The organism is Ornithinimicrobium humiphilum (assembly GCF_006716885.1).
Taxonomy (GTDB): domain Bacteria; phylum Actinomycetota; class Actinomycetes; order Actinomycetales; family Dermatophilaceae; genus Ornithinicoccus; species Ornithinicoccus humiphilus.
In genome coordinates, this window is record NZ_VFPU01000001.1 from 2,633,207 (window position 1) to 2,656,929 (window position 23,723).

Below are 23,723 nucleotides of genomic sequence, written 5' to 3' on the forward strand. Positions count from 1 at the left end.
CAGGCCCACCCCAGGCAGTTCCTTCCACCACGCACACCCAGCTCATGCGAGCCAGGCGCGGGTCTGGAAGAACCCGGGGCCCCGGAAACCAGAGGCACTCGTACCCCACCACCCCATCACGGAGCGGTCGGGCCCGATCCCTCAGGACCCAACAACGTGTCAGCACCACACCCACCCACGCACCCGACGCTTTCCCCACCCCCGAAAGGGCCGTACTCACGAACCAGGCGCACAGCATGCGCGCGGCGACAGATCATCGACGTTCCACCCAGAGCAACCCACCGTGGAACACTCGTCCACGAAGCAGGCCACATACGACCAACCCCCACCAGCAACGCCGGCACGGGTTCGGTCAGTGATGCTCCTTAGAAAGGAGGTGATCCAGCCGCACCTTCCGGTACGGCTACCTTGTTACGACTTAGTCCCAATCACCAGTCCCACCTTCGACGGCTCCCTCCACAAGGGTTGGGCCACCGGCTTCGGGTGTTACCGACTTTCGTGACTTGACGGGCGGTGTGTACAAGGCCCGGGAACGTATTCACCGCAGCGTTGCTGATCTGCGATTACTAGCGACTCCGACTTCATGGGGTCGAGTTGCAGACCCCAATCCGAACTGAGACCGGCTTTAAGGGATTCGCTCCACCTCGCGGTTTCGCAGCCCTCTGTACCGGCCATTGTAGCATGCGTGAAGCCCAAGACGTAAGGGGCATGATGATTTGACGTCATCCCCACCTTCCTCCGAGTTGACCCCGGCAGTCTCCTATGAGTCCCCACCATCACGTGCTGGCAACATAGAACGAGGGTTGCGCTCGTTGCGGGACTTAACCCAACATCTCACGACACGAGCTGACGACAACCATGCACCACCTGTATACCGACCTTGCGGGGCCCCCATCTCTGAGGGTTTCCGGTATATGTCAAGCCTTGGTAAGGTTCTTCGCGTTGCATCGAATTAATCCGCATGCTCCGCCGCTTGTGCGGGCCCCCGTCAATTCCTTTGAGTTTTAGCCTTGCGGCCGTACTCCCCAGGCGGGGCGCTTAATGCGTTAGCTGCGGCACGGACCCCGTGGAATGGGACCCACACCTAGCGCCCAACGTTTACGGCGTGGACTACCAGGGTATCTAATCCTGTTCGCTCCCCACGCTTTCGCTTCTCAGCGTCAGTAATGGCCCAGAGACCTGCCTTCGCCATCGGTGTTCCTCCTGATATCTGCGCATTCCACCGCTACACCAGGAATTCCAGTCTCCCCTACCACACTCTAGCCTGCCCGTACCCACTGCAAGCCCGGGGTTAAGCCCCGGGTTTTCACAGCAGACGCGACAAGCCGCCTACAAGCTCTTTACGCCCAATAATTCCGGACAACGCTCGCACCCTACGTATTACCGCGGCTGCTGGCACGTAGTTAGCCGGTGCTTCTTCTGCTCCTACCGTCACAAAAGCTTCGTCAGAGCTGAAAGCGGTTTACAACCCGAAGGCCGTCATCCCGCACGCGGCGTCGCTGCATCAGGCTTTCGCCCATTGTGCAATATTCCCCACTGCTGCCTCCCGTAGGAGTCTGGGCCGTGTCTCAGTCCCAGTGTGGCCGGTCACCCTCTCAGGCCGGCTACCCGTCGTCGCCTTGGTAGGCCATTACCCCACCAACAAGCTGATAGGCCGCGAGTCCATCCACCACCGATAAATCTTTCCACCCCGTCCCATGCAGAACAAGGTCATATCCAGTATTAGCACCGGTTTCCCGGAGTTATCCCAGAGTGGAGGGCAGGTTACTCACGTGTTACTCACCCGTTCGCCACTAATCCACCCAGCAAGCTGGGCTTCATCGTTCGACTTGCATGTGTTAAGCACGCCGCCAGCGTTCGTCCTGAGCCAGGATCAAACTCTCCGATAAAAACCTAAACTCTTATCCAAGAGAATTGGTACCTGACAAACACCACCACACCCCACCGGGGGCGGCAAAGCATGGTGGCCAAAATACAAACTATGGCATCAATAATCTGACACGCTGTTGAGTTCTCAAGGATCGGACGCACACCGTGGACCCACCGCTACTCGCGGCTTCCCCTCCGGGGCAACCTCTCCAGCCTACCTCATCCTCCGCCCCCACCCCAAATCCGTGTTCCGGAGAAGGGAGAGAAGCATCAACAGAGAGTTGAGCCGGGGCAACTCCCGCAGCAGCGGGGCGCGAGGAAGAACTTTACCCACGCCCCCACCCCAACACCAAATCGAGGTAAAGCCGCAGGTCAAGGACCTGGCCAGGCGGGATCCGGCAGGCGGGGCGCGTCAGGTCGTCCCGTCGTCCTCGACCGTGATGCCGATCTTCCCGACCAGCTCCCCCGACTCCATACGCTGCAGGGCCTCGCGGGTGGCCGACAACGGAAAGGTGGAGTCCACGACGGGCCGCAGCCCGGCGGTCTCCACGAAGCGGCATAGCTGCTGCAGCTCGGCGAGGGTGCCCATGGTCGAGCCGACCACCCGCAGCTGCTTGAAGAAGATCTTGGTCAGCTCCGCCCGCGGCGGGGCGTCGCCGGAGGTCGCCCCACAGATGACGATCGTCCCTCCGGGGCGCAGCGCGTTGACCGAGTGCGACCACGTCGCGGCACCGACACTCTCCAGCACCGCGTCCACGCGGGCCGGCAGCCGCGCCCCCGTCTCGAAGGCCTGCTGCGCACCCAGCTCGAGCGCGCGCCGACGCTTCTCCTCGCTGCGGCTGGTCACCCAGACGGTCAGACCCGCCGCCGCGCCGAGCTGCACGAGGGCCGTCGCCACTCCCCCGCCGGCCCCCTGCACGAGGACCGTGTCACCAGGACGGACCCCCGCGTTGCGGAAGAGCATCCGGTAGGCGGTGAGCCAGGCCGTGGAGAGCGCGGCCGCCTCGACGGCGCTGAGGTGCTCGGGCTTGACGACCCAGTGACCCTCCGGCACCGCGAGCTGCTCGGCGAGCGTCCCCTGGTGCAGCTCGGAAAGCAGCGAACGGCGCGGGTCGAGCGTGATGTCGTCCGCCCAGCCGGGGGTGCCGGCCACGACGGGGAGCACCACCACCTCACCGAGCTCCGGGTGCCGTACCACGGCGTCGCAGCCCAGGATCATCGGGAGGCGCTCGGGCGGCAGGCCCACCCCCCGGAGGGACCACAGGTCGTGATGGTTCAGGCCCGCAGCCACGACCGGCAGGACCCGCCACCCGTTCCGCTCCTCCGGCTCGGGGCGCTGGTCCACGACCAGGCCGGACAGCGGGTCCTCGGGAGAGATGGCGGCGGCGTAGGCGGCGAGCATGGTGCCAACCTAGCGGCTCGGTCCTGTCCCGGCAGGAGGGATCGACCGGGCGGCCGTCACCCCTCGAGGGAGCGGACGGCCCTGCTCTCGCGGTCCCGGGCGAGGAGGGCCTCGGCACCGTCGGGATAGCTGATCTCCTCGAGCACCAGGCCGTGGGCCGGCATCACCTGGACGGCCGGGTCGCGTCGACGCGCCGCGAGGATCTCGGCGGGCCACCCCACCTCGCGCCGCCCCTCCCCCACGGGGACGACCACGCCGACGAGGGCCCGCACCATGCTGTGGCAGAAGGCGTCGGCCTCGACGGTGCCGACGAGGACCCCGTCGGCGCCGCGTTCCCACCCGTAGTGCAGCAGGGTCCGGACGGTCGTCGCGCCCTCGCGCGGCTTGCAGAAGGCCGCGAAGTCGTGCAGCCCCACCAGCGAGGAGGCGGCCGCGTCCATGGCGGTCACGTCGAGGGGCCGGCGCCAGACGACCGTGTCCGAGCGGCGCAACGGGTCGAGCAGCTCGGGACGGTCGGCCAGTCGGTAGGTGTAGCGCCGGCGGAGGGCGGAGAAGCGCGCGTCGAAGACGTCCGGGACGACGGTGGCACGTCGGACGACGACGTCCGGGGGCAGCACCCCGCGCAGCCGGCTGACGAGCGCCTTCTCCGGAGACCGGTCGGACCTCCCGGGGACGGCGGCCCACCGGTCGGGGTCGACGTCGAGGTGGCAGACCGAGCCGCGGGCGTGCACACCCGCGTCGGTGCGGCCGCCGACCGTCAGCTGCGGCGGGTCGGTGCGCAGCACGGTGGCGAGGGCGCCCGCGAGGGTCTCCTCCACGGTGCGCAGGCCGGGCTGGCGGGCCCAGCCGGAGAAGCCGGTCCCGTCGTAGGCGAGGTCGAGGCGGATGCGCACGGGTCCCATCCTGCCCTGCCCCCGCGCCGGCCCGGGACGCGACCGCCCCGTGCGCCTCACCACGTCCGCGCGCAGGAGGACCCCGGAACGCCACAAGGCCGTCTCCCCGCGGACGGGGAGACGGCCTCGACGGACGTGCTGGAGGCTCAGGCCTTGTCGGCGGACTCCTCGGCGTCGTCGGCACCGGCCGAGACCACGGCGGCCTCGGTCGTGTCGTCGGCGGTCTCGTTGTCGGCCACCTCGGTGGTCTCGCCCTCGGACGCCACCTCGGCGCCCTGCTCCGCGGCGGCGTCGGCAGCCTCGACCTCGGCCTGGGCCTGGTCGACGGCGGCCTCGTCGCTCGTGGTGGGCTCGGCGGCCTCGACCTCGGCGTCGCTGACGGCGGCGTCCTTGGCGGCGCGCTTGGTGGCGCCCTCCGCCTGCGTGACGACGGCCTTCTTGGCGACGGGCTCGCGCACCAGCTCGATCACGGCCATGGGGGCGTTGTCGCCCTTGCGCGGCGCGATCTTGGTGATGCGGGTGTAGCCACCCTCGCGCTCGGCCATGTCGGGCGCGATCTCGGTGAACAGGCGGTGCACGACGCCCTTGTCCCGGACGGTGGTCAGGACGCGGCGGCGGTTGTGCAGGTCACCTCGCTTGGCGAACGTGATGAGGCGCTCGGCCAGCGGGCGCAGGCGCTTGGCCTTGGCCTCGGTGGTGGTGATGCGGTCGTGCTCGAACAGGGCGGTGGCCAGGTTCGACAGCATCAGGCGCTCGTGCGCCGGACCGCCGCCGAGGCGCGGGCCCTTCTTGGGTGCAGGCATGGTCAGACTCCTCGCGTGAAGTAGATATCAGTACTGCTCGTCCTCGACGAAAGCGGCATCGCCCTCGTCGTCGTAGGACCCGTCCTCGTAGCTCGCCGCACCCTCGAACCCGGGCGGGCTGTCCTTGAGCGCGAGGTTCATCTCGGCCAGCTTGTCCTTGACCTCGTCGATGGACTTCGCACCGAAGTTGCGGATGTCCAGCAGGTCCGCCTCGCTCCGACCGACGAGCTCACCCACGGTGTGGATGCCCTCGCGCTTGAGGCAGTTGTAGGAACGGACGGTCAGGTCGAGCTCCTCGATCGGCAGCGCCAGGTCGGACGCCAGGGCGCCGTCACCGTTCGACGGGCCGATCTCGATGCCCTCGGCCTCGACGTTCAGCTCGCGCGCGAGACCGAACAGCTCGACCAGGGTCTTGCCCGCCGACGCCATGGCGTCACGCGGCGTGATCGAGTTCTTGGTCTCGACGTCGACCACGAGACGGTCGAAGTCGGTGCGCTGCTCGACACGGGTCGCCTCGACCTTGTAGGTCACGTTGAGCACCGGGGAGTAGATGGAGTCGACCGGGATGCGGCCGATCTCCTGGTCGCCGGACTTGTTCTGGGCGGCCGAGACGTAGCCACGACCGCGCTCGACGGTCATCTCCATCTCGATCTTGCCCGAGTCGTTCAGCGTGGCCAGGTGCAGGTCGGGGTTGTGGATCTCGACCCCGGCCGGCGGCGCGATGTCCGCCGCGGTGACCGCGCCGGCGCCCTGCTTGCGCAGGTACATGACGACCGGCTCGTCGTGCTCGCTCGAGACGACCAGACCCTTGAGGTTGAGGATGATCTCGGTGACGTCCTCCTTCACCCCCGGGATGGTGGAGAACTCGTGCAGCACGCCGTCGATGCGGATGCTGGTCAGCGAGGCGCCGGGGATGCTCGAGAGCAGGGTCCGGCGCAGGGAGTTGCCGAGGGTGTAGCCGAAGCCCGGCTCCAGCGGCTCGATGACGAACCGGGAGCGGTTCTCGGCGACGACCTCTTCGGAGAGGACGGGGCGCTGTGCGATGAGCACTGTGTTCTTTCCTTTCCACGGGCGACCGCTATATGACGCCTCGTGAGCGGTACCGGCACGGTGGCCGGCGCGCACGGCATACCTCTGTCCGTATGCGGTGCGGCCCGGACCGGGAGCCGCCCCGCGCCCGCACGCGCTGCGCGGGGGCGGGGCGGCTCCGGTGGTCCGGGTGGTGGTCGGGGCCGGAGCCCCGACGATCAGTTCTTGGAGTAGAGCTCGACGATCAGCTGCTCGGTGAGGATCGTGTCGATCTGCTCACGCGTCGGCAGCTGGTGGATCAGGATCTTCAGCGAGCCGGGGACGACCTTCATCCAGGCCGGGACCGGGCGGTCGCCGAAGGTCTCGCGCGCCAGCTGGATCGGGAACTTCTCCAGCGACTGCGGGCGGATCTCGATGATGTCGTACTGCTGCACGCGGTACGACGGGACGTCGACGCGCTGACCGTTGACCAGGAAGTGGCCGTGGGTCACGAGCTGGCGGGCCGCACGGCGGGTGCGGGCCAGGCCGGCGCGGTACACGACGTTGTCGAGGCGCGACTCGAGGATGATGAGCAGGTTCTCACCGGTCTTGCCGGGACGACGGGCGGCCTCGGCGTAGTAGCGGCGGAACTGCTTCTCCATGACGCCGTAGGTGAAGCGGGCCTTCTGCTTCTCCTGCAGCTGGGTCAGGTACTCCTTCTCCTGCGAACGGCGACGGCCGTGCTGCCCCGGGGGGAACGGACGCAGGTCGAAGTTCTTGTCGCCGCCGACGAGGTCGACCTTGAGCCGGCGGGACTTCTTGGTGATGGGTCCGGTGTAACGGGCCATGATTCTCTTTCCCTACCTTCCGGGCTCTTAGTTGCGGCGCTTCTTGGGCGGACGGACACCGTTGTGCGCCTGGGGCGTCACGTCGGAGATCGCGCCGACCTCCAGGCCGGCGGCGGTCAGCGAACGGATCGCCGTCTCACGGCCCGAGCCCGGACCCTTGACGAAGACGTCGACCTTGCGCATGCCGTGCTCCATGGCGCGACGCGCGGCGGCCTCGGCGGCCATCTGCGCGGCGTACGGGGTGGACTTGCGCGAGCCCTTGAACCCGACCTGGCCCGAGGAGGACCAGGCGATGACCGCACCGGTCGGGTCGGTGATCGAGATGATGGTGTTGCTGAACGTGCTCTTGATGTGAGCCTGCCCGAAGGCGACGTTCTTCTTCTCCTTGCGGCGCACCTTGCGGGCGCCGGCAGCCTGACGGCTCTTGGGGGGCATGTGGTTTCTCCTAGCGGAAGAGCAAGTGTGTGGCGTCCGCGCCGGCCCGGTGCCCTCGGACGGTCAGCAGACCGGTGCCGAGGAAGGGACCTCGCCGGCGCGGGGTGCCGGGGCCGGAGCCCCGGGTGCTTACTTGCCGGCCTTCTTCTTGCCGGCGACGGTGCGCTTGGGGCCCTTGCGGGTACGCGCGTTGGTCTTCGTGCGCTGACCGTGCACCGGCAGGCCGCGGCGGTGCCGCAGACCCTGGTAGCTGCCGATCTCCACCTTGCGGCGGATGTCGGCGGCCACCTCACGGCGCAGGTCACCCTCGAGGCGGTAGTTGCCCTCGAGGTAGTCGCGCAGGGCGACCAGCTGCTCCTCCGTCAGGTCCTTGACGCGGGTGGACGGGTCGACACCCGTGGCCGCCAGCGTCTGGGTGGCGCGGGTACGACCCACGCCGAAGATGTAGGTGAGAGCGACCTCGACGCGCTTGTCGCGCGGCAGGTCCACACCGATGAGTCGTGCCATGTGGCAGTGCTCCTGTATGTCTTGCGAGAGTCTGGTGCAGCACCGGTCCGCATCTTCTGGAGGGGCCCATCGCCCGCGGTCCCCGGCTCTCGCTGCCAGGGGTGACGTCCCGTGTCGACGGGGGTCGGGTGCTGCTTCTTCGTGTCGTGCTGTATGGAGTTGTGCGCGCGTGCTTCATGTCGAAGCCTGCGACGCGTGCGCGGTCGCTCTCTGCTCAGCCCTGGCGCTGCTTGTGGCGCAGGTTCTCGCAGATCACCATGACCCGCCCGTTGCGGCGGATCACCTTGCACTTGTCGCAGATCTTCTTCACGCTCGGCTGAACCTTCATGGCCTGCCTGCTTTCGAGTAGATCTGTGAACTTCTGGGCGCAGCGAGACCCCCGGGGACCCGGGGGTCGGTCGTCAGCGGTAGCGGAAGACGATGCGTCCGCGGGTCAGGTCGTACGGGCTGAGCTCCACCACGACGCGGTCCTCGGGGAGGATCCGGATGTAGTGCTGACGCATCTTCCCGGAGATGTGGGCGAGCACAACGTGACCGTTGGTCAGCTCGACCCGGAAATTTGCGTTCGGAAGGGCTTCGACAACCGTGCCCTCGATCTCAATGACGCCGTCCTTCTTGGCCATGTCCTCCACTTTTCGCGTGACTTCACTGCATCGGCCGCACAGGACCGACACACCATCGTACGCGACGGGTGCACCGGAAGGCCAATCGCGCCCGGGGGCGGTGGCTCCGCGACACCGGTAGGCTCCGCAGACCCGGCGGAGCTCGACGGGCTCGCCGACGGCATCGGTCGTGCCGCCGGCGCGAGGGCGGGGTCAGTCGGCCAGCGGGGCGACGGGCACGCCGCGGGCCGTCAGCTCGGCCTCTCCCCCGTCGACCGCGGTGAGCACCCACAGGCCGGCGTCGGTGACGGCGACGGTGTGCTCCCAGTGGGCGGCACGGCTGCCGTCGGTGGTGACGACCGTCCAGTCGTCGTCCAGCGTGCGCGTGTCGATCGTGCCGAGGGTGACCATCGGCTCGACCGCGAAGGTCGCGCCGGACGGCACGGTGGGGCCGGTCGAGGTGACGGCGTAGTTGGGGACCTGGGGGTCCATGTGCATCTCTCGCCCGATGCCGTGCCCGACGTAGTCCTCGAGGATGCCGTAGTCCTGGACGGTGCCCTCGGCACGGCGGCGCTCCAGGGCGGCGTCGATGGAGCCCTCGACCGCGTCGCCGACGGCGAAGAGCCGCCCGCCGGCGCGCAGCGCGGCCAGCCCCGCCCACAGGGCGGTCTCGGTGTCGTCCATGAGCGCGAGGTCGGCCGGGGAGCCGTGCTCCCGGCCGCCGATCACGATCGTCACGGCCGCGTCACCGTGCCAGCCGTCGACGATCGCGCCGCAGTCGATGGAGACGAGGTCGCCGTCGCGCAGCACCCTCGGGCCCGGCACCCCGTGCACGACCTCGTCGTTCACCGAGATACACAGGCTGCCCCTGAAGCCGTGGTAGCCCAGGAAGCTGGGGATCGCACCCGCGGAGCGGATGGCGTCCTCGGCCAGGGCGTCGAGCTCACGGGTCGTGATGCCGGCCACGGCTGACCGGCTGGCCAGCGCCAGGGTGTCGGCGACGACCAGCCCGGCCCGGCGCATGGCGCGCAGCTGCTCGGGCGTCTTGGCCTCGATGCGCTCGCGGCGACGGAAGAAGGACATCAGGCGGGCAGGACCGGGGACCTCAGGAGCGCGCCGCGTCGGCCAGGGCCGCCTCGATGCGCGCCGTGACCTCCTCGACGGTGCCCATGCCGTCGACCTGCGTCAGCAGGCCGCGCTCGCGGTAGAGCGCCGCCAGCGGGGCGGTCTCCTCGGCGTAGAGGCGCATCCGCTCGCGGATGACCTCCTCGGTGTCGTCGGCCCGGCCCTGGTCCACCGCGCGGGCGAGGAGCCGCTGGACGACCTCCTCGGTGTCCACGGTCAGCTCCACGACGGCGTCGAGGGCGTGCCCGGACTCGGCGAGCATGCCGTCCAGCGCGTCGACCTGCCCCGCGGTGCGGGGGTAGCCGTCGAGCAGGAAGCCGCCCGCCGCGTCGGGCTCGGAGAGCCGGTCGCGCACGATGGCGTTTGTGATCTCGTCGGGGACGTAGCCGCCCGACGCGGTGATCTCCTTGACCTGCAGGCCCAGGGGGGTCTCGTTCTTGATGTTGGCGCGGAAGATGTCGCCCGTGGAGATCGCGGGGATCCCGTGGGTCTGCGAGACGACGGCGGCCTGGGTGCCCTTACCGGCTCCGGGAGGGCCGAGCATGATCAGACGCATCAGCGGAGGAACCCTTCGTAGTCGTGCTGCTGGAGCTGGGACTCGATCTGCTTCACCGTCTGCAGACCGACGCCGACGATGATGAGGATCGAGGCGCCGCCCAGCGGGAAGTCCGTCACCTGCAGCATGTTGAACGCGATGAGCGGGATGAGCGCCAGGATCGCCAGGTAGAGCGCGCCGGGCGTGGTGATCCGGGTGATGACGTACTGGAGGTACTCGGCCGTGGGGCGGCCGGCCCGGATGCCGGGGATGAAGCCGCCGTAGCGCTTCATGTTGTCCGCGACCTCGGTCGGGTTGAAGGTCACCGAGACGTAGAAGAACGTGAAGAACAGGATCATCGCCGTGTAGAGCAGCATGTAGACCCAGTGCGTGCCCTGGCCGGTCATGCCCATCGACAGGTACTTGTCGATGAAGGTGACCCACTCCGGGGCCGACTGCGTGGCGTCGACCGGACGGTTGAAGTTGGCCACGAGCTGGGGAAGCATCAGGATCGAGCTGGCGAAGATCAGCGGGATCACGTTGGCCATGTTGAGCTTCAGCGGGATGTAGGTCGAGGTGCCGCCGTACTGGCGGCGTCCGACCATGCGCTTGGCGTACTGGACCGGGATCCGGCGGCTGGACTGCTCGACGTAGACGACGGCGGTCATGATCGCCAGGCCGAGGGCCATGACGAGCACGAAGGTGACGACCGACTGCTGGTAGATGACCGACAGCGAGGCCGGGAAGGTCGCGGCGATCGAGACGAAGATCAGCAGCGACATGCCGTTGCCGATGCCCTTCTCCGTGATGAGCTCGCCCAGCCACATGATGAGGCCGGTGCCGGCCGTCATCGTGAGCACCATGAGCACGAGGGTGCCGACGCCGTCGTCGGGCATGATCGTGGAGCAGGTGCCGCCGAAGAGGCGGGCAGGCTCACGGGCGATGACGACCAGGGTCGAGGCCTGCAGCACCGCCAGCCCGATCGTCAGGTAGCGGGTGTACTGCGTCATCTTGGTCTGGCCGGCCTGCCCCTCCTTCTTCAGCTGCTCGAAGCGAGGGATCACCACCGTCAGGAGCTGCACGATGATGGCGGCCGTGATGTAGGGCATGATCCCCAGCGCGAACACCGACAGCTGCATCATCGCGCCGCCGGAGAAGAGGTTGGCCATGCCCAGGACGCTGCCGGCCTGGGTGGCGACCTGCTGGCACTGCTGGACCAGGCCGTAGTCGATCCCGGGGCTGGGGATGTGCGTCCCCAGCCGGTAGATCGCCATGATGCCGAGCGTGAAGAGGATCTTCCTACGAAGATCGGGCGTCTTGAACGCACGCACGAAGGCGGAGAGCATGCGGTGGTCCTCCTGTGGTCCCCCGTCGCCCGCTCGGAGAACAGGCGTCAGCGCCGGGGAGCGGGCTTGATTCGCAGACGACGATAACACTCGCCCTGCTGGGTTCGGAACGGGCGGAGGGCCCCGGGTCGCCGAGCGCGACCCGGGGCCCTCCCCCGTGTGGTTCTAGGCCTGGTCTCAGGCCTCGGTGACGGTGCCGCCCGCCGCCTCGATCTTCTCCTTGGCAGAGCCGGAGAACTTCGTGGCGGTGACGTCGACCTTCACCGTGATCTCGCCGTTGCCGAGCACCTTGACCGGCTGGCCCTTGCGGACCGCGCCCTTGGCCACGAGGTCCTCCACGGACACGGTGCCGCCCTGCGGGAACAGGGAGGTGAGGGTGTCCAGGTTGACGACCTGGTAGGTGGTCTTGAACGGGTTCTTGAAGCCACGCAGCTTCGGGAGCCGCATGTGCATCGGGGTCTGGCCACCCTCGAAGGTCGCGGGCACCTGGTAGCGGGCCTTGGTGCCCTTGGTGCCGCGGCCCGCGGTCTTGCCCTTGGAGCCCTCACCGCGACCCACGCGGGTCTTGGCGGTCTTGGCACCGGGGGCGGGACGCAGGTGGTGGACCTTCAGCGCCTTGCCATCACTCATCAGTCAACCTCCTCGACGGTCACCAGGTGGGCGACCGTGCGGACCATGCCGCGGAACTCCGGGCGGTCCTCCTTGATGACGGTGTCGCCGATCCGCTTCAGGCCCAGGCTGCGCACCGTCTCGCGGTGCATGTGCTTGGTCCCGACGGTCGACTTGACCTGGGTCACCTTGAGACGAGCCATCACGCACCTGCCTTCTCGGCACGCGCCGCGGCGCGGGCACGGAGCATGGCGGCCGGGGCGACGTCCTCGACGGACTTGCCGCGGCGGGCCGCGACGGCCTCCGGCTGCTCGAGGCCCTTCAGCGCGGCCACGGTGGCGTGCACGATGTTGATCGCGTTGTCGGAGCCGAGCGACTTGCTCAGCACGTCGTGGACACCGGCGCACTCGAGCACGGCGCGGACCGGGCCACCGGCGATGACACCGGTACCGGCGCTGGCCGGCTTGAGCAGGACGACGCCCGCGGCAGCCTCTCCCTGGACGGGGTGCGGGATGGTGCCGGCGATGCGGGGCACGCGGAAGAAGTTCTTCTTGGCCTCCTCGACCCCCTTGGAGATCGCGGCAGGCACCTCCTTCGCCTTGCCGTAGCCGACACCGACGGTGCCGTCGCCGTCGCCCACCACGACGAGCGCGGTGAAGCTGAAGCGGCGGCCGCCCTTGACGACCTTCGCCACGCGGTTGATGGTGACGACGCGCTCCAGGTACTGGTTGCGGTCCTCGTCCCGCGCACCGCGACGGTTGTCGCGGTCACGGTTGTCGCGGCCGCCCCGACGGTTGTCGCGGGCGTCCCCGGCGGTGCCGGAGCCGCGGCGCTGGAAATCACCAGCCATGGTCAGTTCCTCTTTCCGTTGGTCGGGGTGGTCACAGGGCCAGTCCGCCCTCGCGGGCGCCCTCGGCGATGGCCGCGACCCGGCCGGCGTAACGGTTGCCGCCCCGGTCGAAGACGGCGGCGTCGACCCCGAGCGCCTTCGCGCGCTCGGCGATCAGCTCGCCGACGCGACGCGCCTTGGCGGTCTTGTCGCCGTCGAGCTCACGCAGGTCGGCCTCCATGGTGGACGCCGACACCAGGGTCTTGCTCTGGGTGTCGTCGACCAGCTGGACGAAGACGTGGCGGGAGGACCGGTTGACCACGATCCGGGGCCGCTCGGCGGTGCCGGTGACCTTCTTGCGCAGGCGCAGGTGACGGCGGTTCTTGGCCGCCGTCTTGCTCTTGGCGCGCTTGACGATCTGTGCCATGGCTTACTTACCAGCCTTTCCGACCTTGCGGCGGATGTGCTCACCCTCGTAGCGCACGCCCTTGCCCTTGTACGGGTCGGGCTTGCGCAGCTTGCGGATGTTGGCAGCGATCTCGCCGACCTGCTGCTTGTCGATGCCCGAGATCGAGAACCGCGTGGGGGTCTCGACCTGGAAGGTGATGCCCTCGGGGGCCTTCACGGTGATCGGGTGCGAGTAGCCCAGGGCGAACTCGAGGTCCGAGCCCTTGGCGACGACGCGGTAACCCGTGCCGTGGATCTCCAGCTTCTTGGTGTAGCCGTTGGTCACACCCTCGACCATGTTGGCGATGAGGCTGCGGGTCAGGCCGTGGAGCGAGCGCGAGGTGCGCTCGTCGTCCGGGCGCGCGACCTGCACGGTGTTGTCCTCGGTCTTCTCGACCGAGATCGGCTCTGCGACCGAGTGCTGGAGCTGACCCTTGGGGCCCTTCACGGTGACGGTCGAGCCGTCGATCGTGATGTCGACACCGGAGGGGATGGTGATGGGGAGTCGTCCGATTCGAGACATGTCTACGTGGTTCCTTCCCTGCTCACCAGACGTAGGCGAGGACTTCCCCACCCACACCCTTCTCGGCTGCCTGACGGTCGGTGAGCAGACCGGAGGACGTGGAGATGATCGCCACGCCCAGGCCGCCCAGCACGCGGGGCAGGTTGGTGGACTTCGCGTAGACGCGCAGGCCCGGCTTGGAGACACGGCGCACGCCAGCGATGGAACGCTCGCGGTTGGGGCCGTACTTCAGGTCGATCCGCAGCGTCTTGCCAACCTCGGCGTCCTCGGAGGACCAGGAGGCGATGTAGCCCTCGGTCTTGAGGATCTCGGCGATGTTGGCCTTGAGCTTGGAGTACGGCATGGAGACCTGGTCCTTGTGCGCCGAGTTGGCGTTCCGGATCCGGGTCAGCATGTCCGCGATCGGGTCGGTCATGGTCATGGGGCTTCGTGCCCTTTCTCATCGCGGTTTCGTCCCCCGGTGAGGGGCCGACCTTCGATGTTCCAGGTGGAAAGTGGTCTGTTCTTGTCGGTGCTGCGGCCGTGCGTGGCCCGCGTCACCAGCTGGACTTGGTCACGCCGGGCAGCTCGCCCCGGTGCGCCAGCTCGCGCAGGCAGATCCGGCACAGGCCGAACTTGCGGTAGACCGAGTGCGGGCGGCCGCACCGCTGGCAGCGGGTGTAGGCGCGCACCTTGAACTTCGGCTTGCGGTTGGCCTTGTTGATCAGCGCGGTCTTCGCCATGCGTCAGTTCTCCTTGAACGGGAAGCCCAGGCGCTTCAGCAGCGCGCGGCCCTCGTCGTCGTTGGTGGCGGTGGTGACGACCGTGATGTCCATGCCGCGGACGCGGTCGATCCTGTCCTGGTCGATCTCGTGGAACATCGACTGCTCGTTGAGACCGAAGGTGTAGTTGCCGCGACCGTCGAACTGCTTGGGCGACAGACCACGGAAGTCGCGGATGCGCGGGAGCGCGAGCGACAGCAGACGGTCCAGGAACTCCCACATGCGGTCGCCACGGAGGGTGACGTGCGCACCGATCGGCATGCCCTCGCGCAGCTTGAACTGCGCGATGGACTTGCGGGCCTTGGTGACGGCCGGCTTCTGGCCGGTGATCGTGGCCAGGTCGCGGATGGCGCCCTCGATCAGCTTGCTGTCGCGCGCGGCCTCGCCCACACCCATGTTCACGGTGATCTTGACCAGGCCGGGGACCTGCATGACGTTGGCGTAGCCGAACTCGTCCTGCAGGGCGGACTTGATCTCGTCGTGGTAGCGCTGCTTCAGACGCGGGGCCGGGCGCTCGCCCGCCTCCACGGTCTCGTTGATGGTGTCAGTCATGGGGCTCACAGGTCCTTACCCGAGCGCACCGCGACACGGGTGCGCACCGTCGTGGTCCGACCGTCGCGCTCCTCGGTCTCGACGCGCGTCTTCGTCCGGGTGGGCTTCTTGGTCTCGGGGTCGACGATCATCACGTTGGACACGTGGATCGGCGCCTCCTGCACCTGGATGCCACCGGTGTTGACGCCGCGGTCGCCGCCGGCGCGGGTGTGCTTGGTGATGCGGTTGACGCCCTCGACCAGGACCCGGTCGGTCTCGGTGTAGACGGCGATGACGCGGCCCTGGAGGCCCTTGTCCTTACCCGCGATGACCTGCACGAGGTCGTTCTTCTTGATCTTGATCTTCGCCATGCTCAGATCACCTCCGGCGCGAGCGAGACGATCTTCATGAACTTCTTGTCACGCAGCTCGCGGCCCACCGGGCCGAAGATGCGGGTGCCACGGGGGTCACCGTCGTTCTTGAGGATGACCGCGGCGTTCTCGTCGAAGCGGATGTAGCTGCCGTCCGGGCGGCGGCGCTCCTTGCGGGTGCGCACGATGACCGCCTTGACGACGTCACCCTTCTTGACGTTGCCGCCGGGGATGGCGTCCTTGACGGTGGCCACGATGGTGTCACCGATGCCCGCGTAGCGGCGACCGGAGCCACCGAGCACGCGGATGCACAGGATCTCCTTGGCACCGGTGTTGTCGGCGACGCGAAGTCGCGACTCCTGCTGGATCACTGTTCGATCTCCTAGGTGTCAGCTGGTTCTCTTCCCCGCCTCGTGCGGGGCCGAGCCTGGCCGAACGTCGTAATGTTGTTGCGGGAGATGCCCGGGGGGCCGGAGCCCCCCGGGGTTCTTACTTCGCCTTCTCGAGGATCTCGACGACGCGCCAGCGCTTGCTCGCGCTCAGCGGCCGGGTCTCCATGATGAGGACGCGGTCACCGACGCCGGCGGAGTTGTCCTCGTCGTGCGCCTTGACCTTGCTGCTCTTGCGCAGGACCTTGCCGTAGAGGGCGTGCTTGACGCGGTCCTCCACGACGACGACGACGGTCTTGTCCATCTTGTCGCTGACCACGTAGCCCTGGCGGGTCTTGCGGTAGTTGCGGTCACCGCCGTGGCCGAGGGCCGACTCGCTGGGCTCGTGGGTCTCGATGGTGCTGTTCTCGGTGTTCTCGCTCATCAGCCCACCTTCTCCTCGCTCGTGGCGGCCTCGCGGCCGATGCCGAGCTCGCGCTCGCGCATCTCGGTGTAGATGCGTGCGATGTCCTTGCGGACGGCACGCAGGCGGCCGTGGTTCTCCAGCTGCCCGGTCGCGGACTGGAACCGCAGGTTGAACAGCTCCTTCTTGGCCTCGGCCAGCGCGTCGGCCAGCGGGCCGTCCTCCAGCCCGCGCAGCTGCTCGGGGGTCAGGTTCTTGGAACCGACTGCCATCAGATGTCACCACCCTCACGCGTGACGAAGCGGGTCTTCATGGGGAGCTTGTGCATCGCCAGGCGCATCGCCTCGCGGGCGACCTCCTCGGACACGCCGGAGAGCTCGAAGAGCACGCGACCCGGCTTGACGTTGGCGATCCACCACTCGGGCGAGCCCTTGCCGGAACCCATGCGGGTCTCGGCGGGCTTCTTGGTCAGCGGGCGGTCCGGGTAGATGTTGATCCAGACCTTTCCACCACGCTTGATGTAGCGGGTCATGGCGATACGAGCGGACTCGATCTGCCGGTTGGTGACGTAGGCGGGCTCCAGGGCCTGGATGCCGTAGTCACCGAACGCGATGGTGGTGCCACCCTTCGCCATACCGCTGCGCCCCGGGTGGTGCTGCTTGCGGTGCTTGACTCGACGGGGAATCAACATCAGGACTGCTCTCCCTCGGTGGTAGCAGGGGCGGCGTCGGCCGGAGCCGTCACCGGGGACTCGGCCTCGGCGGGAGCGGCGGCCTCGTCACGACGGGGGCCACGGCCGCCTCGGCGCTCGGCGCCGCCACGCGGGCCACGGCCACCACCACGGCGGTCGCCACCACGCGGGCCACGGTCGCCGGCGGCGGCCTCCTCGCGGGCCAGCTCCTTGGCGGTGAGGTCACCCTTGTAGATCCAGACCTTCACGCCGATGCGGCCGAAGGTGGTCCGGGCCTCGTAGAAGCCGTAGTCGATGTTCGCGCGGAGCGTGTGCAGGGGCACGCGGCCCTCGCGGTAGAACTCCGAGCGGGACATCTCGGCGCCGCCGAGACGACCGGAGCACTGGATCCGGATGCCCTTGGCGCCGGCGCGGAGCGCGGACTGCATGCCCTTGCGCATCGCGCGACGGAAGGTCACACGGGCGGCGAGCTGCTCGGCGATGCCCTGGGCGACCAGCTGCGCGTCGACCTCGGGGTTCTTGACCTCGAGGATGTTGAGCTGGACCTGCTTGCCGGTGAGCTTCTCGAGCTCGCCGCGGATGCGGTCGGCCTCGGCGCCACGGCGACCGATCACGATGCCCGGGCGGGCGGTGTGGATGTCGACGCGGACACGGTCACGGGTGCGCTCGATCTCCACGCGGGAGATGCCGGCGCGGTCCATGCCCTCCGAGAGGAGGTTGCGGATCGCGACGTCCTCCTTCACGTAGTCGCGGTAGCGCTGACCCGGCTTGGTCGAGTCGGCGAACCAGCGGCTGCGGTGCTCGGTGGTGATGCCCAGGCGGTAGCCGTTCGGGTTGATCTTCTGCCCCATCAGCGGGCACCTCCCTTGGTCGGACGAGGAGCGACGTGCACGGTGATGTGCGACGTGCGCTTGTTGATGCGGCTGGCGCGGCCCTGGGCACGCGGCCGGAACCGCTTCATCGTCGGACCCTCGTCGACGTAGGCGGCGGAGACCACGAGCGTGGTCTCGTCGAACGCCTGGCCGTGCTGGTCGGCGGAGAACCGGGCGTTGGCGACGGCGCTGTTGAGGACCTTGAGCACCGGCTCGCTCGCGCTCTGCGGGGCGAACCGCATGAGCGCGACGGCCTCGGGGACGCTCTTGCCCCGGATCAGGTCCACGACACGGCGCGCCTTCATGGGCGTCACCCGGACGAACCGGGCCTGCGCCTTGGCTTCCATGATGCTTCCTTCGTTGGTGGTCGTGCTCATCGACGCCGACCCTTCTTGTCGTCCTTCTCGTGACCCTTGAACGTGCGGGTCGGAGCGAACTCACCGAGCTTGTGGCCGACCATCGACTCGGTCACGAAGACCGGGACGTGCTTACGGCCGTCGTGCACGGCCAGCGTGTGGCCGAGCATGTCGGGGGTGATCATCGACCGGCGGGACCAGGTCTTGATGACGTTCTTGGTTCCGGCCTCGTTCTGCGCGTCCACCTTCTTGGCGAGGTGGTCGTCGACGAACGGGCCCTTCTTCAGGCTGCGAGGCATGTGTCGTTAGCTCCCTGCTCTTGCTCAGCGCTTCTTGCCGGTCCGGCGACGGCGCACGATGAGCTTGTCGCTGGGCTTGTTGGGCTTGCGGGTACGGCCCTCGGGCTTGCCCCACGGGCTGACGGGGTGACGACCACCGGAGGTCTTGCCCTCACCACCACCGTGCGGGTGGTCGACCGGGTTCATGACCACACCACGGACGGTCGGGCGCTTGCCCTTCCACCGCATACGGCCGGCCTTGCCCCAGTTGATGTTGCTCTGCTCGGCGTTGCCGACCTCGCCGATCGTCGCGCGGCAGCGCGCGTCGACGTTGCGGATCTCGCCGGAGGGCATGCGCAGCTGCGCCATCTTGCCCTCCTTGGCCACCAGCTGGACGCGGGTGCCGGCGGAGCGGGCGATCTTGGCGCCGCCACCGGGCTTGAGCTCGATGCAGTGCACGACGGTACCGACCGGGATGTTGCGCAGCGGGAGGTTGTTGCCCGACTTGATGTCGGCCGACGGACCGTTCTCGATCACGTCGCCCTGGCGCAGCTTGTTCGGCGCGATGATGTAGCGCTTCTCGCCGTCGGTGTAGTGCAGCAGCGCGATGCGCGCGGTGCGGTTGGGGTCGTACTCGATGTGCGCGACCTTCGCGTTCACGCCGTCCTTGTCGGCACGACGGAAGTCGATCACACGGTAGGCACGCTTGTGGCCACCACCGATGTGGCGGGTGGTGATGCGACCGGAGGCGTTGCGCCCACCGGTCTTGGTCAGCGGCCGGACCAGCGACTTCTCGGGCGTGGTGCGGGTCACCTCGACGAAGTCCGCCACGCTCGAGCCGCGGCGGCCCGGCGTCGTCGGCTTGTACTTACGGATAGCCATGTTGGTTGCAGTCCTTAAAGTTCTCGTCCTCGACCTTCAGCAGCTCAGAGCGTGCCGAAGATGTCGATGGTGCCTTCCCGAAGCGTCACGATCGCGCGCTTGGTGTCCTTGCGACGGCCCATGCCGAACCGCGTGCGACGGGCCTTGCCCTGGCGGTTCAGGGTGTGGACCGACGCGACCTTGACGCCGAAGATGCTCTCCACGGCCTTCTTGATCTCGGACTTGTTCGACCGCGGGTCGACCAGGAAGGTGTACTTGCCCTGGTCCAGCAGCGCGTAGGACTTCTCGGAGACGACCGGCGACAGCAGGATGTCGCGCGGGTCCTTGTTGACAGCGGTGCTCACTTGCTGACCTCCTCGGTGGTGCCCGTGCCGCGGGTCGCCCCGGCGACGTACGCCTCGAGGGCGGCCTGGGTGAAGACCACGTCGTCGGCGCAGAGCACGTCGTAGGTGTTGAGCTGGTCGGCGAACAGGACGTGGACGTCGGCCAGGTTGCGCAGGCTGCGCAGGCCGAGGTCGTCCGCCCGGTCGAGGACGACGAGCAGGTTCTTGCGCTCGGTCAGGCCCGACAGCGCGGCCCAGGCGGTCTTGGTCGACGGGGCCTCGCCCTCGACGACCGCGCTCAGGACGTGGATGCGGCCGTGACGCGCCCGGTCGGAGAGGGCACCGCGCAGGGCGGCGGCCTTCATCTTCTTGGGGGTGCGCTGGGCGTAGTCGCGCGGCTGCGGGCCGTGCACGGTGCCACCGCCGGCGAACTGCGGCGCACGGGTCGAGCCCTGACGGGCGCGGCCGGTGCCCTTCTGGCGGTAGGGCTTGCGGCCACCGCCGCGGACGTCGCCGCGGGTCTTGGTGGCGTGCGTGCCCTGGCGGGCCGCGGCCAGCTGGGCCACGACGACCTGGTGGATCAGCGGCACGTTGGTCTGCACGTCGAACAGCTCGGCGGGCAGCTCCACGGTGCCGGCCTCACCGCCGGTCGGCTTGGTGATGGTGACAGTCGTCATCGCGATCAGGCCCCCTTAGCGGCCGTGCGGACCAGGACGACGCCGCCGCGGGGACCGGGAACGGCACCCTTGATCAGCAGCAGACCCTTGTCGGCGTCCACGGCGTGGATGGTCAGGTTGGAGGTGGTCTGGCGCACGCCGCCCATGCGGCCGGCCATGCGCAGGCCCTTGAAGACGCGACCCGGGGTGGCGCAGCCACCGATCGAGCCGGGCTTGCGGTGGTTGCGGTGCGCACCGTGGGAGGCGGAGACGCCGGCGAAGTTGTGACGCTTCATGACGCCGGCGAAGCCCTTGCCCTTGGTCGTGCCGGTCACGTCGACCTTCTGGCCGCCCTCGAACGTCTCGACGGTGACCTCCTGGCCGAGCGCGTAGTCGGCGGCGTCGGCCGTGCGGAGCTCGACGAGGTGGCGGCGCGGCGTGACGCCGGCCTTCTCGAAGTGGCCCTTGAGCGGCTTGGTGACCTTGCGCGGGTCGATCGCACCGAAGGCGATCTGCACCGCGTCGTAGCCGTCCGTCTCCGCGTTGCGGACCTGGGTGACCACGTTGGGGTCGGCCTTGATCACGGTCACGGGGACCAGGCGGTTGTCAGCGTCCCAGACCTGGGTCATGCCGAGCTTCTCGCCGAGGACACCCTTGACGCTGCGCGTGCTGGTAGCAGTCATTGGTCGTTACCGGTCCTTACAGCTTGATCTCGATGTTGACGTCCGCCGGCAGGTCGAGACGCATCAACGAGTCGACCGCCTTGGGCGTCGGGTCGACGATGTCGATGAGGCGCTTGTGCGTGCGCATCTCGAAGTGCTCGCGGCTGTCCTTGTACTTGTGAGGCGACCGGATGACGCAGAAGACGTTCTTCTCCGTCGGGAGCGGCACCGGGCCGACCACGGTGGCGCCGGCACGGGTCACCGTGTCAACGATCTTGCGCGCCGAGCTGTCGATGACCTCGTGGTCGTACGACTTAAGCCGGATGCGGATCTTCTGTCCCGCCATCGCTTGTCTGACTCTCTCTCGTCGTCCTACTGAACATTCATGGCCGGTCGGCCTCGGCATCTCACTCTCCGACCCCCGCGGTCGGGCGTGTCGCCCTGCCCGCGTGGGCGGCCCTCGGGATTCTCACCACGGAGGGGCGTGTTCGATGCCCGGTGTCAACCGGGGCTTGCGCTGCCGTCGCCCGCACCCGACCTGCGACGACGACCTTGCGGTCGACTTCGCCGATGCGTGCCGGACGGCTGGCGGAGGGCACATGGGTGCACGCCGCGCGTCAAGCAACCTGTCTAGTGTGCCACGGATGCGGGAGCACACCCAAATCGAGCCCGGGCCGAGGGACCGCGGGCAGCTCGGGGGCGGGCCGACGGCCCCTCCCCCGGTCGGTCAGGACTCCTGCTTGATGGCGGAGATCTCGAACTCCAGCGTCACCTTCTCCGAGACCAGCAGGCCGCCGGCGTCGAGCGGCATGTTCCAGTGCAGGCCGAAGTCGCGGCGGTCCAGGCGACGGGTCGCCTCGAAGCCGGCGCGCAGGTGGCCCATCGGGTCGCGCTGCACCCCGAGCAGCGCGATCGGGATCGCGACCTGCTTGGTCACGTCGCGGATGGTCAGGTCCCCGACCACCATGAAGTTGTCCTGCTCGATCTCGTCGATCGTCGAGGAGACGAAGGTGATCTCGGGGTACTGCTCGACGTGGAAGAAGTCGATGCTGCGCAGGTGCTCGTCCCGCTGGGCGTTGTTGGTGTTGATGCTCGCCGCCTGCAGCGTGACCCGGACCGAGGAGGCGGACAGGTCGTCGGCGTCGACGACGATGATGCCGGAGACCTCGGTGAAGGTGCCCCGGACCGTGGTGACCATGGCGTGCCGGGCCGAGAAGCCCACCCGCGTGTGTCCGGGGTCGAAGACCCAGGTGCCGCTCAGCGACGGGTCGATCTCGGGCATGTTCCCTCCAGGTCCGGGTCCGGGCGGGGCCGACCCCTGCTCGGTCCCTGCGCGGACAGCAGCGTACCGGCGACGCGGGCCCCGAGGCCGGAGGGGCTCCGGCGGGTCGAGGAGACCCTCGTGCCGCCCGCGGCCGCTCAGGGTGCCGCACGGCGCACCCGGGGACGCGAACGGGCCCCCGGCTCCCCACGAGGGGGTGCCGGGGGCCCGGTCGGCCGGAGGGCGTCTAGATCACTTGAGGATCTTGGTGACGCGGCCCGCACCCACGGTGCGGCCACCCTCGCGGATGTTGAACATGAGGCCCTCCTCCATGGCGATCGGCTGGATCAGCTCGACGCGCATGTCGGTGTTGTCGCCCGGCATGACCATCTCGGTGCCCTCGGGGAGGTGCACGACGCCGGTCACGTCCGTGGTACGGAAGTAGAACTGCGGGCGGTAGTTGTCGTAGAACGGGGTGTGACGGCCACCCTCGTCCTTGGACAGGATGTAGGCCTGGGCCTCGAACTCGGTGTGCGGGGTGATCGAGCCCGGCTTGACGATGACCATGCCGCGCTCGACGTCCTCGCGCTTGGTGCCGCGGAGGAGCAGACCGACGTTCTCACCCGCACGGCCCTCGTCGAGGAGCTTGCGGAACATCTCGATGCCGGTGACGGTGGTCTTGGAGGACTGCTCGCGGATACCGACGATCTCGACCTCCTCGTTGACCTTGAGGATGCCGCGCTCGATACGACCGGTGACGACGGTGCCACGACCGGTGATCGTGAAGACGTCCTCGACGGGCATCATGAACGGCTTGTCCAGGTCGCGCTCCGGCTCCGGGATGTACTCGTCCACGGTGTCCATGAGCTCGAGGACGCTGTTGACCCACTTCTCCTCGCCCTCGAGAGCCTTGAGGGCGGAGACGCGCACGACCGGCAGGTCGTCGCCCGGGAACTCGTAGGAGGACAGCAGCTCGCGGACCTCCATCTCGACGAGCTCCATGATCTCCTCGTCGTCGACCATGTCGGACTTGTTGAGGGCGACCACGATGTAGGGGACGCCGACCTGGCGGGCCAGGAGGACGTGCTCCTTGGTCTGCGGCATCGGGCCGTCGGTGGCGGCGACGACGAGGATCGCACCGTCCATCTGGGCCGCACCGGTGATCATGTTCTTGACGTAGTCGGCGTGACCCGGGCAGTCGACGTGCGCGTAGTGACGCTTGTCGGTCTGGTACTCGATGTGCGCGATCGAGATCGTGATGCCGCGCTGACGCTCCTCGGGAGCCTTGTCGATCGTGTCGAACGGCGACGCCTCGTTGAGGTCCGGGTACTTGTCGTGCAGGACCTTGGAGATGGCTGCCGTCAGGGTCGTCTTGCCGTGGTCGATGTGACCGATCGTCCCGATGTTGACGTGCGGCTTGCTCCGCTCGAACTTGGCCTTAGCCACTGGTGTCCTCCTGTTGGACTGTGTTGTGCGATCGTGACCGGCTGGGTGCCGGGACGAACC

Annotated in this window: 35 protein-coding genes and 1 rRNA gene; all 36 read right to left on the reverse strand. The window is 68.3% G+C overall.

Annotation, left to right across the window (positions count from 1 at the left end; all coding sequences use genetic code 11):
- Nucleotides 1–369: 369 nt before the first annotated feature.
- A 16S ribosomal RNA gene (locus FB476_RS12360) occupies nt 370–1,889 on the reverse strand.
- 392 nt (nt 1,890–2,281) lie between these two features.
- On the reverse strand, nt 2,282–3,271 hold the full coding sequence (locus FB476_RS12365; RefSeq protein ID WP_141819221.1) for a zinc-binding dehydrogenase: 990 nt from the start codon (nt 3,269–3,271) through the stop codon (nt 2,282–2,284).
- Nucleotides 3,272–3,327: 56 nt separating this feature from the next.
- The gene (truA, locus tag FB476_RS12370; RefSeq protein ID WP_420359361.1) at nt 3,328–4,164 is read right to left on the reverse strand and encodes a tRNA pseudouridine(38-40) synthase TruA; all 837 of its coding nucleotides are present in this window, start codon (nt 4,162–4,164) and stop codon (nt 3,328–3,330) included.
- A 146-nt stretch (nt 4,165–4,310) separates the two neighbouring features.
- The gene (gene rplQ / locus FB476_RS12375) at nt 4,311–4,967 is read right to left on the reverse strand and encodes a 50S ribosomal protein L17 (RefSeq protein WP_141819225.1); all 657 of its coding nucleotides are present in this window, start codon (nt 4,965–4,967) and stop codon (nt 4,311–4,313) included.
- Between the two features lie 27 nt (nt 4,968–4,994).
- Nucleotides 4,995–6,017, reverse strand: a complete 1,023-nt coding sequence (locus tag FB476_RS12380) for a DNA-directed RNA polymerase subunit alpha (RefSeq protein WP_141819227.1) — start codon at nt 6,015–6,017, stop codon at nt 4,995–4,997.
- A 197-nt stretch (nt 6,018–6,214) separates the two neighbouring features.
- A complete protein-coding gene (gene rpsD, locus FB476_RS12385; RefSeq protein ID WP_141819229.1) occupies nt 6,215–6,823 on the reverse strand; it encodes a 30S ribosomal protein S4 in 609 nt (202 codons plus the stop codon).
- A gap of 27 nt (nt 6,824–6,850) precedes the next feature.
- Complete coding sequence (rpsK, locus tag FB476_RS12390) at nt 6,851–7,258, reverse strand: 30S ribosomal protein S11 (RefSeq protein WP_141819231.1); 408 nt, start codon at nt 7,256–7,258, stop codon at nt 6,851–6,853.
- A gap of 129 nt (nt 7,259–7,387) precedes the next feature.
- Nucleotides 7,388–7,765: a 30S ribosomal protein S13 gene (gene rpsM / locus FB476_RS12395; protein ID WP_141819233.1), complete on the reverse strand. Its 378-nt coding sequence runs from the start codon at nt 7,763–7,765 to the stop codon at nt 7,388–7,390.
- 214 nt (nt 7,766–7,979) lie between these two features.
- Complete coding sequence (rpmJ, locus tag FB476_RS12400) at nt 7,980–8,093, reverse strand: 50S ribosomal protein L36 (RefSeq protein ID WP_006592630.1); 114 nt, start codon at nt 8,091–8,093, stop codon at nt 7,980–7,982.
- Nucleotides 8,094–8,166: 73 nt separating this feature from the next.
- Nucleotides 8,167–8,388 (reverse strand): translation initiation factor IF-1, encoded by a 222-nt coding sequence (infA, locus tag FB476_RS12405; RefSeq protein WP_022925313.1) that lies wholly within the window; start codon nt 8,386–8,388, stop codon nt 8,167–8,169.
- A 192-nt stretch (nt 8,389–8,580) separates the two neighbouring features.
- Entirely contained in the window at nt 8,581–9,450 is an 870-nt protein-coding gene (gene map / locus FB476_RS12410; protein WP_141819235.1) for a type I methionyl aminopeptidase, read from the reverse strand.
- A gap of 22 nt (nt 9,451–9,472) precedes the next feature.
- Complete coding sequence (locus tag FB476_RS12415; RefSeq protein ID WP_141819237.1) at nt 9,473–10,048, reverse strand: adenylate kinase; 576 nt, start codon at nt 10,046–10,048, stop codon at nt 9,473–9,475.
- A complete protein-coding gene (gene secY / locus FB476_RS12420) occupies nt 10,048–11,373 on the reverse strand; it encodes a preprotein translocase subunit SecY (RefSeq protein WP_141819239.1) in 1,326 nt (441 codons plus the stop codon). The genes FB476_RS12415 and secY overlap by 1 nt, the downstream gene beginning before the upstream one ends.
- A 177-nt stretch (nt 11,374–11,550) precedes the next feature.
- Nucleotides 11,551–12,003, reverse strand: coding sequence for a 50S ribosomal protein L15 (gene rplO, locus FB476_RS12425; protein WP_141819241.1), 453 nt, complete (start codon nt 12,001–12,003; stop codon nt 11,551–11,553).
- Nucleotides 12,003–12,185 (reverse strand): 50S ribosomal protein L30, encoded by a 183-nt coding sequence (rpmD, locus tag FB476_RS12430; RefSeq protein ID WP_141819243.1) that lies wholly within the window; start codon nt 12,183–12,185, stop codon nt 12,003–12,005. Before rpmD ends, rplO begins: the two co-directional genes overlap by 1 nt.
- Nucleotides 12,185–12,832, reverse strand: a complete 648-nt coding sequence (gene rpsE / locus FB476_RS12435; RefSeq protein ID WP_141819245.1) for a 30S ribosomal protein S5 — start codon at nt 12,830–12,832, stop codon at nt 12,185–12,187. The genes rpmD and rpsE overlap by 1 nt, the downstream gene beginning before the upstream one ends.
- A gap of 31 nt (nt 12,833–12,863) precedes the next feature.
- Nucleotides 12,864–13,238 carry a 50S ribosomal protein L18 gene (gene rplR, locus FB476_RS12440; protein WP_141819248.1) on the reverse strand — a complete coding sequence of 125 codons (375 nt, stop codon included), beginning with the start codon at nt 13,236–13,238 and terminating at the stop codon, nt 12,864–12,866.
- Nucleotides 13,239–13,241: 3 nt separating this feature from the next.
- Nucleotides 13,242–13,781, reverse strand: a complete 540-nt coding sequence (gene rplF, locus FB476_RS12445; protein WP_141819250.1) for a 50S ribosomal protein L6 — start codon at nt 13,779–13,781, stop codon at nt 13,242–13,244.
- A gap of 22 nt (nt 13,782–13,803) precedes the next feature.
- Nucleotides 13,804–14,202, reverse strand: a complete 399-nt coding sequence (gene rpsH / locus FB476_RS12450; RefSeq protein ID WP_141819252.1) for a 30S ribosomal protein S8 — start codon at nt 14,200–14,202, stop codon at nt 13,804–13,806.
- 115 nt (nt 14,203–14,317) lie between these two features.
- Nucleotides 14,318–14,503 (reverse strand): type Z 30S ribosomal protein S14, encoded by a 186-nt coding sequence (locus tag FB476_RS12455; RefSeq protein ID WP_141819254.1) that lies wholly within the window; start codon nt 14,501–14,503, stop codon nt 14,318–14,320.
- 3 nt (nt 14,504–14,506) lie between these two features.
- Nucleotides 14,507–15,094, reverse strand: a complete 588-nt coding sequence (rplE, locus tag FB476_RS12460) for a 50S ribosomal protein L5 (protein ID WP_141819256.1) — start codon at nt 15,092–15,094, stop codon at nt 14,507–14,509.
- 5 nt (nt 15,095–15,099) lie between these two features.
- Entirely contained in the window at nt 15,100–15,444 is a 345-nt protein-coding gene (rplX, locus tag FB476_RS12465; RefSeq protein WP_238329695.1) for a 50S ribosomal protein L24, read from the reverse strand.
- A 2-nt stretch (nt 15,445–15,446) separates the two neighbouring features.
- The gene (rplN, locus tag FB476_RS12470; RefSeq protein WP_022919827.1) at nt 15,447–15,815 is read right to left on the reverse strand and encodes a 50S ribosomal protein L14; all 369 of its coding nucleotides are present in this window, start codon (nt 15,813–15,815) and stop codon (nt 15,447–15,449) included.
- Between the two features lie 118 nt (nt 15,816–15,933).
- Entirely contained in the window at nt 15,934–16,257 is a 324-nt protein-coding gene (gene rpsQ, locus FB476_RS12475) for a 30S ribosomal protein S17 (RefSeq protein ID WP_141819258.1), read from the reverse strand.
- Nucleotides 16,257–16,508, reverse strand: coding sequence for a 50S ribosomal protein L29 (gene rpmC, locus FB476_RS12480; protein WP_141819260.1), 252 nt, complete (start codon nt 16,506–16,508; stop codon nt 16,257–16,259). The genes rpsQ and rpmC overlap by 1 nt, the downstream gene beginning before the upstream one ends.
- Nucleotides 16,508–16,927 carry a 50S ribosomal protein L16 gene (gene rplP / locus FB476_RS12485; protein WP_141819262.1) on the reverse strand — a complete coding sequence of 140 codons (420 nt, stop codon included), beginning with the start codon at nt 16,925–16,927 and terminating at the stop codon, nt 16,508–16,510. Before rplP ends, rpmC begins: the two co-directional genes overlap by 1 nt.
- The gene (gene rpsC / locus FB476_RS12490; RefSeq protein WP_141819264.1) at nt 16,927–17,778 is read right to left on the reverse strand and encodes a 30S ribosomal protein S3; all 852 of its coding nucleotides are present in this window, start codon (nt 17,776–17,778) and stop codon (nt 16,927–16,929) included. Before rpsC ends, rplP begins: the two co-directional genes overlap by 1 nt.
- Entirely contained in the window at nt 17,778–18,146 is a 369-nt protein-coding gene (gene rplV, locus FB476_RS12495; protein ID WP_141820278.1) for a 50S ribosomal protein L22, read from the reverse strand. Before rplV ends, rpsC begins: the two co-directional genes overlap by 1 nt.
- Before the next feature lie 26 nt (nt 18,147–18,172).
- Nucleotides 18,173–18,454: a 30S ribosomal protein S19 gene (rpsS, locus tag FB476_RS12500; RefSeq protein ID WP_141819266.1), complete on the reverse strand. Its 282-nt coding sequence runs from the start codon at nt 18,452–18,454 to the stop codon at nt 18,173–18,175.
- A gap of 24 nt (nt 18,455–18,478) precedes the next feature.
- A complete protein-coding gene (gene rplB, locus FB476_RS12505) occupies nt 18,479–19,315 on the reverse strand; it encodes a 50S ribosomal protein L2 (protein ID WP_141819268.1) in 837 nt (278 codons plus the stop codon).
- A 44-nt stretch (nt 19,316–19,359) separates the two neighbouring features.
- The gene (gene rplW / locus FB476_RS12510) at nt 19,360–19,659 is read right to left on the reverse strand and encodes a 50S ribosomal protein L23 (RefSeq protein ID WP_141819271.1); all 300 of its coding nucleotides are present in this window, start codon (nt 19,657–19,659) and stop codon (nt 19,360–19,362) included.
- Nucleotides 19,656–20,315 carry a 50S ribosomal protein L4 gene (rplD, locus tag FB476_RS12515; protein WP_141819273.1) on the reverse strand — a complete coding sequence of 220 codons (660 nt, stop codon included), beginning with the start codon at nt 20,313–20,315 and terminating at the stop codon, nt 19,656–19,658. Before rplD ends, rplW begins: the two co-directional genes overlap by 4 nt.
- A 5-nt stretch (nt 20,316–20,320) precedes the next feature.
- A complete protein-coding gene (rplC, locus tag FB476_RS12520; RefSeq protein WP_141819275.1) occupies nt 20,321–20,977 on the reverse strand; it encodes a 50S ribosomal protein L3 in 657 nt (218 codons plus the stop codon).
- 16 nt (nt 20,978–20,993) lie between these two features.
- Nucleotides 20,994–21,302: a 30S ribosomal protein S10 gene (gene rpsJ, locus FB476_RS12525; RefSeq protein ID WP_006946210.1), complete on the reverse strand. Its 309-nt coding sequence runs from the start codon at nt 21,300–21,302 to the stop codon at nt 20,994–20,996.
- A 381-nt stretch (nt 21,303–21,683) separates the two neighbouring features.
- A complete protein-coding gene (locus FB476_RS12530; protein WP_141819277.1) occupies nt 21,684–22,238 on the reverse strand; it encodes a YceI family protein in 555 nt (184 codons plus the stop codon).
- A gap of 231 nt (nt 22,239–22,469) precedes the next feature.
- Complete coding sequence (gene tuf, locus FB476_RS12535; protein WP_141819279.1) at nt 22,470–23,663, reverse strand: elongation factor Tu; 1,194 nt, start codon at nt 23,661–23,663, stop codon at nt 22,470–22,472.
- Between the last annotated feature and the right edge of the window lie 60 nt (nt 23,664–23,723).

Excerpts from the sequence above, each read along its gene's own strand:
- rplQ (WP_141819225.1), bottom strand. The coding sequence starts at position 4,967 with ATGCCTGCACCCAAGAAGGGCCCGCGCCTCGGCGGCGGTCCGGCGCAC.
- FB476_RS12365 (WP_141819221.1), bottom strand. The coding sequence starts at position 3,271 with ATGCTCGCCGCCTACGCCGCCGCCATCTCTCCCGAGGACCCGCTGTCC.
- rpsD (WP_141819229.1), bottom strand. The coding sequence starts at position 6,823 with ATGGCCCGTTACACCGGACCCATCACCAAGAAGTCCCGCCGGCTCAAG.
- rpsS (WP_141819266.1), bottom strand. The coding sequence starts at position 18,454 with ATGCCTCGCAGCCTGAAGAAGGGCCCGTTCGTCGACGACCACCTCGCC.
- rpmD (WP_141819243.1), bottom strand. The coding sequence starts at position 12,185 with ATGGCTCGTCTCAAGGTGACCCAGGTCAAGTCGACCGTCGGGACCAAG.
- rpsE (WP_141819245.1), bottom strand. The coding sequence starts at position 12,832 with ATGGCTGGTGATTTCCAGCGCCGCGGCTCCGGCACCGCCGGGGACGCC.
- rplC (WP_141819275.1), bottom strand. The coding sequence starts at position 20,977 with ATGACTGCTACCAGCACGCGCAGCGTCAAGGGTGTCCTCGGCGAGAAG.
- FB476_RS12415 (WP_141819237.1), bottom strand. The coding sequence starts at position 10,048 with ATGCGTCTGATCATGCTCGGCCCTCCCGGAGCCGGTAAGGGCACCCAG.
- rplR (WP_141819248.1), bottom strand. The coding sequence starts at position 13,238 with ATGGCACAGATCGTCAAGCGCGCCAAGAGCAAGACGGCGGCCAAGAAC.
- rpsK (WP_141819231.1), bottom strand. The coding sequence starts at position 7,258 with ATGCCCCCCAAGAGCCGTCAGGCTGCCGGCGCCCGCAAGGTGCGCCGC.
- rplX (WP_238329695.1), bottom strand. The coding sequence starts at position 15,444 with ATGGCGAAGATCAAGATCAAGAAGAACGACCTCGTGCAGGTCATCGCG.
- rpsQ (WP_141819258.1), bottom strand. The coding sequence starts at position 16,257 with ATGAGCGAGAACACCGAGAACAGCACCATCGAGACCCACGAGCCCAGC.
- rpsC (WP_141819264.1), bottom strand. The coding sequence starts at position 17,778 with ATGGGGCAGAAGATCAACCCGAACGGCTACCGCCTGGGCATCACCACC.
- infA (WP_022925313.1), bottom strand. The coding sequence starts at position 8,388 with ATGGCCAAGAAGGACGGCGTCATTGAGATCGAGGGCACGGTTGTCGAA.
- secY (WP_141819239.1), bottom strand. The coding sequence starts at position 11,373 with ATGCTCTCCGCCTTCGTGCGTGCGTTCAAGACGCCCGATCTTCGTAGG.
- rpsH (WP_141819252.1), bottom strand. The coding sequence starts at position 14,202 with ATGACCATGACCGACCCGATCGCGGACATGCTGACCCGGATCCGGAAC.
- rplE (WP_141819256.1), bottom strand. The coding sequence starts at position 15,094 with ATGACTGACACCATCAACGAGACCGTGGAGGCGGGCGAGCGCCCGGCC.
- FB476_RS12455 (WP_141819254.1), bottom strand. The coding sequence starts at position 14,503 with ATGGCGAAGACCGCGCTGATCAACAAGGCCAACCGCAAGCCGAAGTTC.
- rpsJ (WP_006946210.1), bottom strand. The coding sequence starts at position 21,302 with ATGGCGGGACAGAAGATCCGCATCCGGCTTAAGTCGTACGACCACGAG.
- rplO (WP_141819241.1), bottom strand. The coding sequence starts at position 12,003 with ATGAGTGATGGCAAGGCGCTGAAGGTCCACCACCTGCGTCCCGCCCCC.
- rplV (WP_141820278.1), bottom strand. The coding sequence starts at position 18,146 with ATGGAAGCCAAGGCGCAGGCCCGGTTCGTCCGGGTGACGCCCATGAAG.
- rpsM (WP_141819233.1), bottom strand. The coding sequence starts at position 7,765 with ATGGCACGACTCATCGGTGTGGACCTGCCGCGCGACAAGCGCGTCGAG.
- rplB (WP_141819268.1), bottom strand. The coding sequence starts at position 19,315 with ATGGCTATCCGTAAGTACAAGCCGACGACGCCGGGCCGCCGCGGCTCG.
- rpmC (WP_141819260.1), bottom strand. The coding sequence starts at position 16,508 with ATGGCAGTCGGTTCCAAGAACCTGACCCCCGAGCAGCTGCGCGGGCTG.
- rplP (WP_141819262.1), bottom strand. The coding sequence starts at position 16,927 with ATGTTGATTCCCCGTCGAGTCAAGCACCGCAAGCAGCACCACCCGGGG.
- map (WP_141819235.1), bottom strand. The coding sequence starts at position 9,450 with ATGTCCTTCTTCCGTCGCCGCGAGCGCATCGAGGCCAAGACGCCCGAG.
- rplD (WP_141819273.1), bottom strand. The coding sequence starts at position 20,315 with ATGACGACTGTCACCATCACCAAGCCGACCGGCGGTGAGGCCGGCACC.
- FB476_RS12530 (WP_141819277.1), bottom strand. The coding sequence starts at position 22,238 with ATGCCCGAGATCGACCCGTCGCTGAGCGGCACCTGGGTCTTCGACCCC.
- rplF (WP_141819250.1), bottom strand. The coding sequence starts at position 13,781 with ATGTCTCGAATCGGACGACTCCCCATCACCATCCCCTCCGGTGTCGAC.
- rpmJ (WP_006592630.1), bottom strand. The coding sequence starts at position 8,093 with ATGAAGGTTCAGCCGAGCGTGAAGAAGATCTGCGACAAGTGCAAGGTG.